The following is a 13,330-nucleotide window of genomic DNA, read 5'->3' on the forward strand; positions in this document are numbered from 1 at the left end:
TTGTTGTTCGACTTACTTGTTGTTCTCGCACTTCTGGTTGGCAACCGTGCAAGAGGTCTTACAAGCGGACTGGCAAGAAGTCTGGCACTCGCCGCAGCCGCCGTGAGCAGCGCTGTTCTTCAGGGTAGCGCCGTTAAGCGTCTTCACATGCTTCATCTGTTTCCCCTCCTCCACTGTCGTTTTTTGGAGCTTCGATTCATTATAGCATAGGAAGCGGTTCTTTTCAATCCATTTTTAGCGGCGGCTCTTCCGCTTTTTCCTTGCGGGCCGTTTTCCGCCCAGCAGGCCGGCCGCTGCGCCGCCGCACAGAGCGCCGCAGAGAAGGGCCAGCCCCTCCTCCGGAGCGGCAGGTCCGAAGAAGATCACGCCCACTGTGAGCAGGATCAGAAAAAACACACAGCCCGTCAGCAAGCCCACAATCAGCGCCCTGGAGCGGCAGCGGCGGATGGCAGCCGTCCCGCCGGAAAAGCCGCCGATGACGCAGCCCACAATGGTGACCTGATACATCAGCTGTTCCCCAATCCATCCCCTGGAGATGCCTACGGAGGCCAGCAGCAGAAAGAGAAAGCAGGCCAGCAGCGCCACGCCGCCCCCCAGAAGCACGCCCAGTACACAGCGGACCAGTCTGGCTCCCTGGTCCTCTTCCACATGTTTCATTCCATTCCCCTCCCAGACATTGTGCTTGTCTGGTGGATTATATGCCATCGTTCCGTCCGGCATGTCTGCTTTTTCGCTTCTGAGATCCGGCGCATAAAAAAACAGCCGGCCGCATGTGCGGCCGGCTGTCTTGCAGTGGAGTTATTTCTTGTCTTCCTTGGCGGGAGCGGAGTCCTCAGAGGTCTGGGTGCCCTTGGTGGACACAGCCCACTTGGTGAACTCGATGCGCACCCGGTCGGCGCCGGTCTCGATGACAATGGTGTCCTCCTTCACGGCGCAGATGGTTCCCACGATGCCGCCGATGGTGGTGATCAGGTCGCCCACCGCCAGGCTGTTGCGCATCTCGGCCATGGCCTTTTTCTTCTTGTTTTCCGGCCGGATCAGCAGGAAGTAGAAGATGGCCAGCATTGCGACGATCATTACGATGGAAATGATATCCAAGGTCAATTCCTCCAAATACAGTATTTCTGCCCCTTTGCCCTGTGGCAACTTTATACATTATAGCGGCATTCTCACCACTTGGCAAGTCCTCTTTACGAATTTCCGATGGGCGCGTCCAATTTTCCGCTGTACGTCCGCCGGAACTCCTCAAAGGTACCCTCGTCCAGAGCCGCCCGGATGCGGACCATCAGCTCATTGTAGAAGTGGAGATTGTGGAGCACCGCCAGGCGCATGGCCAGCATCTCCCCCGCCGCAAACAGGTGGCGCAGATAGGCCCGGGAGAAGGACTGGCAGGCCGGACAGGTGCAGGTGGGGTCGATGGGGATGGGGTCGGTCTTGTACTTCTCATTCTTGATGTTCAGGGTGCCCTCCCAGGTGTACAGCTTCCCATGGCGGGCGTTGCGGGCCGGCATGACGCAGTCGAAGAAGTCCACGCCCCGGGCAACCGCCTCAATGATGTTGGAGGGCGTGCCCACCCCCATCAGATACCGGGGCTTGTCCTTGGGCATGTGGGGCTCCACAGCGTCGATGATGTCGTACATGGTCTGGGTGGGCTCCCCCACTGCCAGGCCGCCGATGGCGTAGCCGTCGCAGTCGATCTTGGCGATTTCCTGCATGTGCCACACCCGCAGGTCGGGGTAAATGCCTCCCTGGTTGATGCCGAAGAGCATCTGGTCCGGGTTGACCGTGTCGGGCAGGCTGTTGAGCCGGTCGTGCTCTGCCTTGCACCGCTCCAGCCACCGCAGCGTCCGCTCGCAGGAGGGCTTCACGTACTCCCGGGTGGAGGGGTTGGCCACGCACTCGTCAAAGGCCATGGCAATGTCGCTGCCCAGGTTGGACTGGATGCGCATACTCTCCTCCGGGCCCATAAAGACCCGGCGGCCGTCGATGTGGGAGGCGAAGGTGACTCCCTCTTCCGTGATCTTCCGCAGGCCGGACAGGGAGAACACCTGGAACCCGCCGGAGTCGGTGAGAATGGGGCCGTCCCAGTCCATAAACTTGTGGAGGCCGCCCATCTCCTTCACGACGCCGTCACCCGGACGGAGGTGGAGGTGGTAGGTGTTGGACAGCTCGATCTGGCAGCCCACATCCTTCAGGTCGTGGGCCGACACCGCACCCTTGATGGCGCCCTGGGTGCCCACGTTCATGAAAACAGGGGTCTGGGCTGTGCCGTGGGCACAGGTAAACACGCCCCGCCGGGCCCTGCCCTGGGTCTTCACTACTTCAAACACGCAAAAACTCCTATCTCTTTTGATTTATGCCCGCTTCAGCAGATAAACATGGCGTCGCCGAAGGAGAAGAACCGGTATTTCTCCCGCACCGCCTCCTCATAGGCCGCCAGAATGTGCTCCCGTCCCGCCAGGGCGGACACCAGCATGATCAGCGTGGACTCAGGCAGGTGGAAGTTGGTGATCAGGCAGTCCAGCGCCTTAAAGCGGTAGCCGGGATAGATATAGATGCTGGTCCAGCCGGCGCTCTCCTTCAGCGTGCCGTCCTCAGCCGCCCAGCTCTCAATGGTCCGGCAGGAGGTGGTGCCCACGCAGATGACCCGGCCGCCATTGGCCTTGGTCTCATTGATGATATCCGCCGTCTTCTGGGAGATCATGCAGTACTCGGCGTGCATCTCGTGGTCCGTGATGTTCTCCTCCTTCACAGGCCGGAAGGTGCCCAGGCCCACATGGAGGGTCACATAGGCCAGGCGCACGCCCATGGCCTCGATCTGAGCCAGCAGCTCCTTTGTAAAGTGGAGACCAGCGGTGGGAGCGGCGGCGGAGCCCACCTCACGGGAGTACACCGTCTGGTACCGCTCCGGGTCGTTGAGCTCCTCCTTGATATAGGGCGGCAGGGGCATCTTGCCCAGCTGCTCCAGGATCTCCAGGAAAATCCCCTCATAGTGGAACTCGATCAGCCGGTTTCCGCCCTCCACCTCCTCCAGCACATCGGCGGTCAGCAGGCCGTCGCCGAAGGAGAGTTTGGTGCCCGGCTTCACCTTCCGGCCGGGCCGCACCAGACACTCCCAGACCTTGTTGCCCCGGTCGATGAGCAGCAGCACCTCCACTGCGCCCCCCGTGGGCTCCCGGTGGCCCAGCAGACGGGCGGGCAGCACCCGGGAGTCGTTGAGCACCAGGCAGTCGCCGGGGCGGAGGAAGTTGGGCAGCTCATAGAAGTGGTGGTGGGAGGTCTCCCCCGTCTCCTTGTTGAGCACCATCAGCCGGGAGCCGTCCCGCCGGTCCAGCGGCGTCTGGGCGATCAGCTCCTGGGGAAGGTCGTAGTAAAAATCAGATGTTTTCAGTTCCATGCTCTTGTTGTTCCCTGCTTTCAGATTGAAAATAACACGCCGGATTGGTTTATCGGATCTCCACGCCGGTGTAGTAGAACTTCAGAATGTCCACATAGGTCTTCCCTGCCTGGGCCATGGCGTAGGCGCCCCACTGGCTCATGCCCACGTTGTGGCCGTAGCCGGCTCCGGTGAAGGTGAAGCTGCCGCCTGTGGAGCCGGAGGAGGTCAGCACCTCTGTGCCGCTGCCGGTGATGACATAGGGCGTGCCGCTGATGGCGGACACATTTCCGCCGCCGTCAATGGCGTAGGCACCCGAGACAGAGGACAGCGTTCCGCCGTCCTCGTTAACGTAGTAGCTCCCGCCGCTTCCTCCGGTGACGGTGAACCGGGGCGACTTCACGCCCAGGAAGATCCGGCAGTTGTCGCAGCCGGTGATGGTCCAGCTGCTGCCCTTTGTATCCGTAAAGGTCAACGCCCTTATATTTCCTGTGGCTGTGTATTCCGACACCCGCACGCTGGCCAGCGTGCCGCAGTTGCGGCCGGAGGAGCGCAGCTTGGCAGCCAGCTCATCGGCGGTAAAGGTATAGCTCCAGTTGTAGCCGGAAATTTTGCTGGCCACCGTGGCCTCCCAGGGATCCGTGACACCAACCAGGTAGGGCAGGTCGCCGCCCCAGACGTTCTTGGCGCTCTCCGTAGCGCCGCCGTCCGAGGAGAAATAATAGGTCTCCGCAATGGATCCGTTGTACCATACGTACTGGCCTGACGTCTCCTGGGCTGCCCGGTATGTATTGTCGTTGACAGAGCCTGCGCCGGGATAGGCCTGGCAGTGGGTGGTGGCGCACAGGTCAAAGCCGCTGGAGGTGTGGCGTCCCGTGCAGGAGGCTGCATAGCTCCGGGCGGTGACCGCCTGGGCCTTCAGGGCCTCCAACGGCCAGGAGGGGCTCATCTCCTGGGAGATGACGCAGTTGATGTAGTCCTCCCGGTCCACCACATTGACCACCGTCAGGTTGCCGCCGTTGATGCGCTGGTAGCGGAACCCGCCGTAGTACTTCTGCTTGGCGTACCAGGTCAGGGTCTTGACCGAGTTGTCCAGCCCGGGCAGCACCCCCAGAGAGAGGGACGCGCCGCCGTCGAACTGAAAGAGAATGGTGCTGGTGCCCGTCTTGACCACAGACACGCCGTAGCTGCTGGTTCCGCAGACAGTGGCGCCCGAGACGCCCAGTGCGGTCAGGGCCGTGTTGGCCTCCTCCGACGTGAGGTAGGCCCCCATCCGGACCGTATAGGTCCCGTTGGTCCAGGCGGGGAATCCGCCGGACACAGCAGCCGCCGCGGCGGACACCTGCTCAAAGGTCGTATAAGTGCCCGGCAGCTGGATGTGGTAGCAGCCCACGGCGATGGACGAGGTCTGGGCGTCGGTATAGCCGTTCAGACCGCTGGAGAGGGGGCCGTACCAGACGTTCTGGGTCTTGACCACCGAGATGCCGGTCTCCGTGGTATAGCCCAGCTGGACGAAGTTGAGGCTGTCGTCATAGTAGCCCAGCCGGTATCCGCTGCCGGTGCTGTTGAGCAGGTTGGCGCCGGGGACGGCGTCGGTACCGTAGGTCAGCCCGATACGGATGCTGGAACTCATGGGGATGCTGGCCGCCTGGGCGGGCACGGGAAGCGCAGGGAGCGCCAGCGCGGCTGCAAGAGCCAGCGCTGCAAATTGCATCAGCTTTTTTTTCATAGGAAACTCCAAATCTTTGGGATTGCCGCCGTTCCCTGTATTGACACAGCAAAGCGGTTGTGATACTATTTTCAAAAATCAACTGAATTACTGCAAGATAGAGGTTGCGGTTTTCAAAAGTAGCGCGGTGAGGGCTCCGCTGGCCCGGCGATCCGCGTCAAAGGGAAAACCGCCGAAGGGAACGCGGGTACGGAACCGCCTTTCCTGGGCGCCGGGCACATCAGCCCTGCGACTGTCGCCGGTCCTCCGGCGGAGTGCTGTCTGCTTTTGTAGTGCCGGGGCCGGACGACCGTCCCTGACATTATAGTACAAAATCAGCCGGTATGTAAACCCGCTGATTTCTTTTTTTATCCGGATGCATTTTTCGGGTCGCAGTCATTCATTTTGGTTTCCCTTCCGGCACTGGTCTTAAACCGGCCGGCGCCGGAATAGCATAAGTTAAAAGAGAGCGATGGAGGTCCTGAACATGAAGCAGTACAAAGTAGGCGTGATCGGCGCCACCGGTATGGTGGGCCAGCGTTTTGTCACCCTGATGGAGCACCACCCCTGGTTCCATCTCACCGTCGTGGCGGCCAGCGGCCGCAGCGCCGGCAAGACCTATGAGGAGGCCATCGGAGACCGCTGGGCCATGGACACTCCCATACCCGAGGAGGCCAAGAAGCTCATCGTCATGAACGCTCAGGAGGACGTGGACAAGATCGCCTCCATGGTGGACTTTGTGTTCTGCGCGGTGGATATGAAAAAGGACGAGATCCTGGCTCTGGAGGAGAACTACGCCCGCCACGAGTGCCCTGTGGTGTCCAACAACTCCGCCAACCGCTGGACCCCTGACGTGCCCATGGTGGTGCCTGAGATCAATCCCGAGCACCTCCAGGTCATTGAGTCCCAGCGCCGCCGCCTGGGCACCACCCGCGGCTTCATCGCCGTCAAGTCCAACTGCTCCATCCAGAGCTACGTCCCCGCCCTGCACCCCCTGAAGGAGGCCTTCGGCCTCAAGCGGGTGCTGGCCTGCACCTACCAGGCCATCTCCGGCGCGGGCAAGACCTTCAAGACCTGGCCCGAGATGGTGGATAACCTGATCCCCTACATCGGCGGCGAGGAGGAGAAGAGCGAGAAGGAGCCCCTGAAGGTGTGGGGCAAGGTAGAGAACGGCGTCATTGTCACCGCCGACTCCCCCGCCATCACCTCTCAGTGCCTGCGGGTGCCCGTGTCCAACGGCCACACCGCCGCTGTGTTCGTGGACTTCGAGCACAAGCCCACCGTGGACGAGATCAAGGCCCTGTGGGCCAGCTACAAGGGCCGCGCCCAGGAGCTGGACCTGCCCACCGCCCCCAAGCAGTTCATCCACTACTTTGAGGAGCCCGACCGTCCCCAGGCCCGTCTGGACCGGGAGCTGGAGGGCGGCATGGCCATCTCCGTGGGCCGCCTCCGCCCGGACACCCAGTATGACTACAAGTTCGTCTGCCTGTCCCACAACACCCTCCGGGGCGCTGCCGGCGGCGGCGTGCTGCTGGCCGAGCTGCTGTGCGCCGAGGGCTATATCGAGCCCCGCGCCTGATCCTTCATCCATCCTGACCTGAGGAGGTACATCTATGAGAGAACCTGTCTTTACCGGCGCCTGCACCGCGCTGGTCACTCCCTTTGACGACAGCGGCGCCATCAACTACGACGCCTTTGCCGCCCAGATCGACGCCCAGATCGACAGCGGCATTGACGCCCTGTGTGTCTGCGGCACCACCGGCGAGAGCGCTACCATGAGCATCCGGGAGCACATCGCCGCCGTGGAGTTCTGCGTCAAGCACGTCAACCACCGGGTCAAGGTCATCGCCGGCGCCGGCAGCAACGACACCACCGCCGCTGTCTACCTGTGCCAGCACGCCCAGGACTCCGGCGCCGACGCCCTGCTGCTGGTGACCCCCTACTACAACAAGTGCTCCCAGACCGGCCTGATCAAGCACTACGAGTACATCGCCGACCGGGTGGAGCTGCCCATCATCCTCTATAACGTCCCCTCCCGCACCGGCGTGTCCTTCACCGCCGAGACCTACAAGGTTCTCTCCCAGAACCCCCGGTTCAACGGCGTCAAGGAGGCCAGCGGAAACTTCTCCCTGCTGGCCCACACACGCTTCCTCTGCGGCGAGGACTTCTACATCTGGTCCGGCAACGACGACCAGGTGGTGCCCATGATGAGCCTGGGCGCCAAGGGCGTCATCTCGGTGGCCGCCAATATCGTCCCCCAGGTCATGGTGAAGATGAGCCACCTGTGCCTGGACGACGACTTCGCCGCCGCCTCCAAGCTCCAGGTGGAGTACATGGACCTGATCGACGCTCTCTTCATCGAGGTCAACCCCATCCCCATCAAGGCTGCCATGGACCTGATGGGTATGAAGGCCGGCGGCCTCCGCCTGCCCCTGTGTGACATCTCCCCCGCCCACCTGGAGAGCCTGAAGGCCTCCATGCAGCGGATGGGCCTGCTCAAGGCCTAACTGTCAGAAAGCCGCAGCGCGGCTCATCCGCGCGGGCAGCGCCCGCGCCACGGAAAGGGACGTTGAATTATGCTCCGAATCGGTATTTCCGGCTGCAACGGCCACATGGGCCGGGTGGTGGAGGATATCTGCCGCTCCGCGCCGGACATTGAAATCGCCGTGGGCTTTGATATCCTGGGCACCTGCGACCGGGACTTCAAGGTCTGTACCTCCCCCGCTGAGTTCGACGGTGAGGTGGACGCGGTCATCGACTTCTCCAGCCCCGCCGCCCTCCAGGGCCTGCTGGAGTTCGGCACCACCCGCAAGGTCCCCCTGGTCCTGGCCACCACCGGCTACTCTCAGGAGCAGCTGACCGCCATTGACGAGGCCGCCAAGCTGGTGCCCATCTTCCGCTCCGGGAACATGTCCCTGGGCATCAATGTGCTGCTGGAGCTGGTGCGCCGGGCCGCTTCCATCCTGGGCAGCGACTACGATGTGGAGATCGTGGAGCGGCATCACCACCGGAAGGTGGACGCCCCCAGCGGCACCGCCCTGATGATCGCCGACGCGGCGGCCTCCGCCCTCCCCTACCAGCCCCAGTACGTCTACGAGCGGCAGTCCGTCCGCAAGCCCAGAGACCCCCACGAGATCGGCATCTCCTCTGTCCGGGGGGGCACCATCGTGGGTGACCACGAGATCATCTTTGCCGGACGGGACGAGGTCATTGAACTGCGCCACTCCGCCCAGTCCCGGGAGGTCTTTGCCGCCGGTGCGGTCAAGGCGGCCCGATTCCTGGCCGGCGTGGAGAAGCCCGGCCTCTACTCCATGGCCGATCTGGTGGCCGCCGCCGGACTGGACTGAATTTCTCTGTTTTTTATTCTCCATCTGTACGGACGAAATAGGGCCGTTTTTCTCCTCTTTCGCCTGTGTTTGCCTCAATTTTTGCCCCGTTTATCTTTCTTTGAAAAAAAGCTTGCATTTTTCCGCAGTTTCTGTTATTATATCAGTCGATGCTTTGTAAGCAAAACCTGACGAGCGAGGAGGTTTAGCGAATGGCCAAGTGTGAATTTTGCGACAAGGGCGTTGTGTTCGGCATTCAGGTGTCCCACTCTCACCGCCGCACCAACCGTCCCTGGAAGCCCAACGTGAAGCGTGTTAAGGCGATCGTGGACGGTGCGCCCAAGCACGTCTATGTGTGCACCAGATGCCTCCGTTCGGGTAAGGTCACCCGCGCCGTGTGATTCTCTGAACTGAGAAAAGGCCCCTGCGCTCAAGCGCAGGGGCCTTTTTGCACCCGTCTTCCCTTTCCATAAAAACATCCTGGAGCAGATGCTCCAGGATGTTTTTCGTTTATTGCCGTTTACTTCCCGTGGACCCGCGCCGCAGTGAGGGTGTTCTCCAGCAGCATGACCCGTGTCATGGGCCCCACACCGCCGGGCACCGGGGTAATAAAGGATGCCTTCTCCTTTACCGCCTCAAAGTCCACGTCGCCGCAGAGCTTTCCCTCCGCGTTCCGGTTCATGGCCACGTCGATGACGGCAGCCCCCTCCTTCACCATGTCGGCGGTGATGAGGCCGGTCTTCCCCACCGCCGCCACCAGGATGTCTGCCTGACGGGTGATGGCTCCCAGATCGGGGGTGCGGGAGTGGCAGATGGTCACGGTGGCGTGGCGCTGGAGCAGCAGCATGGCCTGGGGTTTGCCCACGATGTTGGAGCGTCCCACCACCACCGCGTGCTTCCCCGCGGGGTCAATGTGGTACTCGTCCAGCATGGCCATCACACCGGCCGGCGTGCAGGGCAGAAAGGTGTGCTCCCCGATCATCAGCTGGCCTACATTATAGGGGTGGAAGCAGTCCACGTCCTTACCAGGGTCAATGGCGTTGAGCACCGCCTTCTCGTCAAACTGGGCGGGCAGCGGCAGCTGGACCAGAATGCCGTCAATGTCCTCCCTGCCGTTGAGCAGGCCGATGAGCTCCAGCAGCTCCTCCTGCCGGGCGCACTCGGGCAGGGCGTACTCCTCGCTGTAAATGCCGCACTCGGCGCAGTCCTTCTTCTTGTGGTTGACATAGATGCGGGAGGCGGGATTGTCCCCCACGATGATCACGGCCAGGCCGGGCCGCTTGGAGAGATGCTCCACCTCGTCCTTGATCCGGGCCTTGCACTTGGCCGCCAGAGCCTTTCCGTCAATGATGGTCGCTGCCATTGTCCTCGTCCTCCTTGTCTCTGTTCTCGTCCGTGTCCGCCTGCTGCGACGCCGCTTTGGCCGCCTCCATGGCGGCCCGGCGGTGCACCCACAGCTGATCCGGAGCGGGCCGGTGCAGGTAGAACCACACCCACAGGGCCGCCGCCACCAGAGCGGAGGCAAAGCCCAACACCTGGGACACCCGGATGGGGGTATTCATAAAGTAGAGGCTGTCGGTACGCATGCCCTCGATGATGCCCCGGCCAACGCCGTACCAGGCCAGGTAGGTGAAGAAGAGCTGGCCGTCGAACTTGCGCCACTTCCGGGAGATCAATACGATGAGCAGGAAGCCCACCAGGTTCCAGGCCGACTCGTAGAAAAAGGTGGGATGGACGCCCAGGGTGCCGTCCATCACCTGCTGCCACCCGGCGGCATCCACCAGCCCTTTGGCATACAGCTCGTTGGCAATTTTTTCGGAGCACATCCGCCAGGGCAGGTCGGTCAGGCCGCCGTAGGCCTCCACGTTGACGAAGTTGCCCCAACGGCCGATGCACTGGCCGATGAGCAGGCCCATGCCGCCCAGGTCGGCAAAGGCCAGAAAGGGGATCTTCTTGTACCGGCAGACAAAGAACAGCACGATGACCGCCGCGATAACGCCGCCGTAGATGGCCAGGCCGCCATCCCGCACGTCCAGCATCCTACTGAAGCTGAGGCTGCCGTCCTCATTTTTGAACAGGTCCAGGTAGAACAGGATGTAGTACAGCCGCGCCCCCACCAGGGCAAGGGGCACGGCAAAGATGAGCAGGTCGGTCAGGTCGTCGTCGCTGATACCCAGCTTGGGGCCCTTGCGGCTGCAATAGAACCAGGCCAGAACGGCGCCAGCCACGATGATGACGGCATACCAGTAGATGTTGAAGCCAAAGGGGCTGGCCGCCACCCTATTGAGCGTGAACTCCAGCCCCAGGCCGGGAAAAGAGACCGTGTTGATCATGCCTGTCCCTCCCCCGGCATCACCACGGCCAGCGCCGCCCGCTCCGGCGTAAAGCAGGTACGGATGCACGCCTCCACGTCCGCCTGGCTGATGTTCTCAAAGACCTCCGGGAAACGGAGCATATCGTAGCCGGCGAAATAGGCCTGGGCCATGCCCACGCAGATGTTCTCAAAGGAGTTGAGGCCCCGCACCTTGGTGCCGTACATGCCCTTTTTCAGCCGGGCAAACAGGGCCGGGTCCACGCCCTCCCGACCGATCCGCTCCGCCTCGGCGGCAATGGCCGCGGCCAGCGCGTCCGGGTCGGTGCTCTCCCCGCCGGCCATGGCATAGGCGCAGGAGGGATAGCCGTCAAAGCCGTAGGTGAAGCTGCTGTTGAGCAGGCCCTCCCGGTACAGCCGGACATACAGGGGGCTGGAGTTGCCCAGCAGGGCCTCGCAGGAGAGCTCCGCCACCAGCTTCTGCCGGAACTGCTCCTCCCCCCTGGGCGCCGGGTCCATCTTCCAGCCCAGCTGGAAGATGGGGGTGGACACCTCCATCTTCAGCTCCGTCCGGCTCCTGGCCGCGGCCTGGGGCTCGGCGGGGCCGTAGTCCCTGGAGATGGAGCCCTTGCCCTCTTTGGGCAGGATCTCCCGGGCCATCTCCAACACCTTCTCCGGGTCCACGTTGCCCGCCACGCAGAGCACCATATTGCCCGGGTTGTAGAAGGCGCTGTGGCACAGGTTCAGGGTATCCGCCGTGATGCGGGAGATGGACTCGATGGTCCCCGCCACCGAGGTGCGGATGGGGTGATGGGCGTACAGCCCTTCCAGCATGGCGTAGTACACCTGGTTCTCCGGATCGTCCTCGATCATCCGGATCTCCTGGCCGATGATGCCCTGCTCCTTGTCCACGCTCTCCTGAGTGTAGTAGGGCTGGGAGACGAAGGAGAGCAGGATCTTCAGATTCTCATAGAATTTTTCCGTGCTCTCAAAGTAGTAGCCCGTGATGGCCGAGCTGGTGAAGGCGTTGGGGCTGGCGCCATTGGCGGCCAGGTCCTGAAGGGCGTTGCCGTCCTTGGTGTCAAAGGTCTTGTGCTCCAGAAAATGGGCCACCCCGGCAGGGGTGTCGTGCCACTTGCCGTCCAGCTGGAATTTCATGTCCATGCCGCCGTAGTCGGTGGCGAAAAAGGCGTAGCTCTTCTGAAAATCCGGCTTCACATCCACGTAGACGGTCAGGCCGTTGTCCAGCCGGGCGGAAAAGACGGTCTCCCCCATCCGGGGATATTCCTTGCGATTCACTGGTGTTCCTCCTTCCCCTTGAGGAAATAGATGCTGTCCAGCCGCACCCGGCGGGCGGCCGCGGCCACCTGGTCCGCGGTGACCTGTTCCAGTTTGGCAGCCAGCGTCTCCGGCGCATCCCCCCGGCCCACGGCCAGCCCCAGCCAGAAGTCCTCCATGCGGCCCTGGCTGTCCAGCATGCTCTTCAGGCTGCTCACCGCGCTGCGGCGGGCGGCCTCCAGCTCCCAGGGCTCGATCTCGCCCCGGCGGCACTTCTCCAGCTGGGCCAGAATCTCGCTCTGGGCGGCATCCCGCTTGTCAAACTCCACGCCGGAGGACACCAGCATCAGGCCCTTGAACTTCTCCAGCTGAGAGCCGGCGTAGTAACACAGGGACAGCTTCTCCCGCACATTGAGGAAGAGCTTGGAGGTGGTGGTGCCGCCGAACACGGCGTTAAAGAGCATCAGCGCGGGATACTCCTCGTCCGTCACCTTAATATCCGTGCGCAGACCTATGGACAGCTTGCCCTGGGTCACGTCCAGCGCGTCCTCAAAGCTCCGGGGCGTCTCCTCTCCCACGCCGATCCCGTTCCGGCCAATGGAGATGTCCTCCACGGCGCGGCCTTTCAGCCCGGAAAGTGCGCTGCGGAAAGCGGCCTCCACCCGGTCAAAGGGAGCGGAGCCGGAGAAATAGAGCTCCACCCGGGCGCCGGACAGCAGGGTCTGATAGCGCGTCCACAGTTCTTCATTGGTGATGGCGGCGGCACTGGGCTCGCTGCCCAGCCGGTCCACCCCGTAAGGCTCCCCCTGGCACATCAGCTGCACCAGCCGGAGCACGGCGTACTGCCGCTTGTCGTTGACCTGGGCCCGGATGCGGTCCACCAGGTTGGAACGCTCCCGCTCCACATAGGCGGAGACAAAGCCGCCGTTCTCCCTGGCCGGGGTGAGCAGCAGTTCCCCCAGCAGAGCGGCGGCCCGCTCCAGAATAGGGGTGCCGTCGGGCACATAGGCGTCGTCCAAAAAGCTGGCCACAAAGCCCACGCACTGGGTCTCCCCTTTTTTGCGCACAATGGGCTCCACCGCCCCGCCGTACAGCTCATCCAGTGCGGCGGACAGGCGCTCCATGTCCGGGCAGCGCTCCGTGCCCCGCCGCAGCACCATGGGCACCAGGGCGTTGGCGGCGGCATGCTCCTCACTCAGGGGTGTGAGAAGCTGAATCCCCATGTAGGAGGATTTGAATTTCATGGTATGCACCGCCGTGAGATACACGCCGGGCAGCAGTTCCGTTCGGGTGACTTTGGTCATCCGCGCTCATCCTTTCTTGCCTCCCTC

The 13,330-nt window shown here is 62.7% G+C and carries 14 protein-coding genes and 1 riboswitch; of the genes, 4 read left to right on the forward strand and 10 right to left on the reverse strand.

Annotated features, from left to right (window positions below):
- Positions 1-12 precede the first annotated feature (12 nt).
- From scfA to WMO64_RS08695, 6 genes are all read right to left on the reverse strand, one after another.
- Positions 13-156 carry a six-cysteine ranthipeptide SCIFF gene (gene scfA, locus WMO64_RS08670; RefSeq protein ID WP_294520725.1) on the reverse strand — a complete coding sequence of 48 codons (144 nt, stop codon included), beginning with the start codon at positions 154-156 and terminating at the stop codon, positions 13-15.
- 78 nt (positions 157-234) lie between these two features.
- Positions 235-657, reverse strand: coding sequence for a TIGR04086 family membrane protein (locus tag WMO64_RS08675; protein ID WP_294520720.1), 423 nt, complete (start codon positions 655-657; stop codon positions 235-237).
- Between the two features lie 141 nt (positions 658-798).
- Positions 799-1,098 (reverse strand): preprotein translocase subunit YajC, encoded by a 300-nt coding sequence (yajC, locus tag WMO64_RS08680; protein WP_294520717.1) that lies wholly within the window; start codon positions 1,096-1,098, stop codon positions 799-801.
- 92 nt (positions 1,099-1,190) lie between these two features.
- Positions 1,191-2,330 (reverse strand): tRNA guanosine(34) transglycosylase Tgt, encoded by a 1,140-nt coding sequence (gene tgt / locus WMO64_RS08685; protein ID WP_349231721.1) that lies wholly within the window; start codon positions 2,328-2,330, stop codon positions 1,191-1,193.
- A gap of 35 nt (positions 2,331-2,365) precedes the next feature.
- Positions 2,366-3,391 carry a tRNA preQ1(34) S-adenosylmethionine ribosyltransferase-isomerase QueA gene (gene queA / locus WMO64_RS08690; RefSeq protein ID WP_294520756.1) on the reverse strand — a complete coding sequence of 342 codons (1,026 nt, stop codon included), beginning with the start codon at positions 3,389-3,391 and terminating at the stop codon, positions 2,366-2,368.
- A gap of 55 nt (positions 3,392-3,446) precedes the next feature.
- Positions 3,447-5,105 carry a SpoIID/LytB domain-containing protein gene (locus WMO64_RS08695; RefSeq protein ID WP_349231722.1) on the reverse strand — a complete coding sequence of 553 codons (1,659 nt, stop codon included), beginning with the start codon at positions 5,103-5,105 and terminating at the stop codon, positions 3,447-3,449.
- A 90-nt stretch (positions 5,106-5,195) separates the two neighbouring features.
- A riboswitch (Lysine riboswitch) is annotated at positions 5,196-5,373 on the forward strand.
- Positions 5,374-5,571: 198 nt separating this feature from the next.
- On the opposite strand from WMO64_RS08695, the gene asd reads away from it, so the two are divergent.
- The 4 genes from asd (at position 5,572) to rpmB (ending at position 8,811) form a co-directional block, all read left to right on the forward strand.
- Positions 5,572-6,663, forward strand: a complete 1,092-nt coding sequence (gene asd / locus WMO64_RS08700; protein WP_294520708.1) for an aspartate-semialdehyde dehydrogenase — start codon at positions 5,572-5,574, stop codon at positions 6,661-6,663.
- Between the two features lie 34 nt (positions 6,664-6,697).
- On the forward strand, positions 6,698-7,591 hold the full coding sequence (gene dapA / locus WMO64_RS08705) for a 4-hydroxy-tetrahydrodipicolinate synthase (protein ID WP_294520705.1): 894 nt from the start codon (positions 6,698-6,700) through the stop codon (positions 7,589-7,591).
- A gap of 69 nt (positions 7,592-7,660) precedes the next feature.
- Complete coding sequence (gene dapB, locus WMO64_RS08710) at positions 7,661-8,431, forward strand: 4-hydroxy-tetrahydrodipicolinate reductase (protein ID WP_294520702.1); 771 nt, start codon at positions 7,661-7,663, stop codon at positions 8,429-8,431.
- 191 nt (positions 8,432-8,622) lie between these two features.
- A complete protein-coding gene (gene rpmB / locus WMO64_RS08715; protein WP_006572618.1) occupies positions 8,623-8,811 on the forward strand; it encodes a 50S ribosomal protein L28 in 189 nt (62 codons plus the stop codon).
- A gap of 119 nt (positions 8,812-8,930) precedes the next feature.
- Here rpmB and folD read toward each other — a convergent pair whose 3' ends face one another.
- The 4 genes from folD to yfmF are packed head-to-tail and all read right to left on the reverse strand — an operon-like array spanning position 8,931 to position 13,303.
- Entirely contained in the window at positions 8,931-9,773 is an 843-nt protein-coding gene (gene folD, locus WMO64_RS08720; RefSeq protein ID WP_294520697.1) for a bifunctional methylenetetrahydrofolate dehydrogenase/methenyltetrahydrofolate cyclohydrolase FolD, read from the reverse strand.
- The gene (lgt, locus tag WMO64_RS08725; protein ID WP_294520694.1) at positions 9,754-10,743 is read right to left on the reverse strand and encodes a prolipoprotein diacylglyceryl transferase; all 990 of its coding nucleotides are present in this window, start codon (positions 10,741-10,743) and stop codon (positions 9,754-9,756) included. The genes folD and lgt overlap by 20 nt, the downstream gene beginning before the upstream one ends.
- Positions 10,740-12,020, reverse strand: a complete 1,281-nt coding sequence (gene yfmH / locus WMO64_RS08730; protein WP_349231723.1) for an EF-P 5-aminopentanol modification-associated protein YfmH — start codon at positions 12,018-12,020, stop codon at positions 10,740-10,742. Before yfmH ends, lgt begins: the two co-directional genes overlap by 4 nt.
- Positions 12,017-13,303, reverse strand: a complete 1,287-nt coding sequence (gene yfmF / locus WMO64_RS08735) for an EF-P 5-aminopentanol modification-associated protein YfmF (RefSeq protein WP_349231724.1) — start codon at positions 13,301-13,303, stop codon at positions 12,017-12,019. Before yfmF ends, yfmH begins: the two co-directional genes overlap by 4 nt.
- Positions 13,304-13,330 lie beyond the last annotated feature (27 nt).

It is taken from the genome of Pseudoflavonifractor intestinihominis, from assembly GCF_040096055.1.
GTDB classification, from domain to species: domain Bacteria; phylum Bacillota; class Clostridia; order Oscillospirales; family Oscillospiraceae; genus Pseudoflavonifractor; species Pseudoflavonifractor intestinihominis.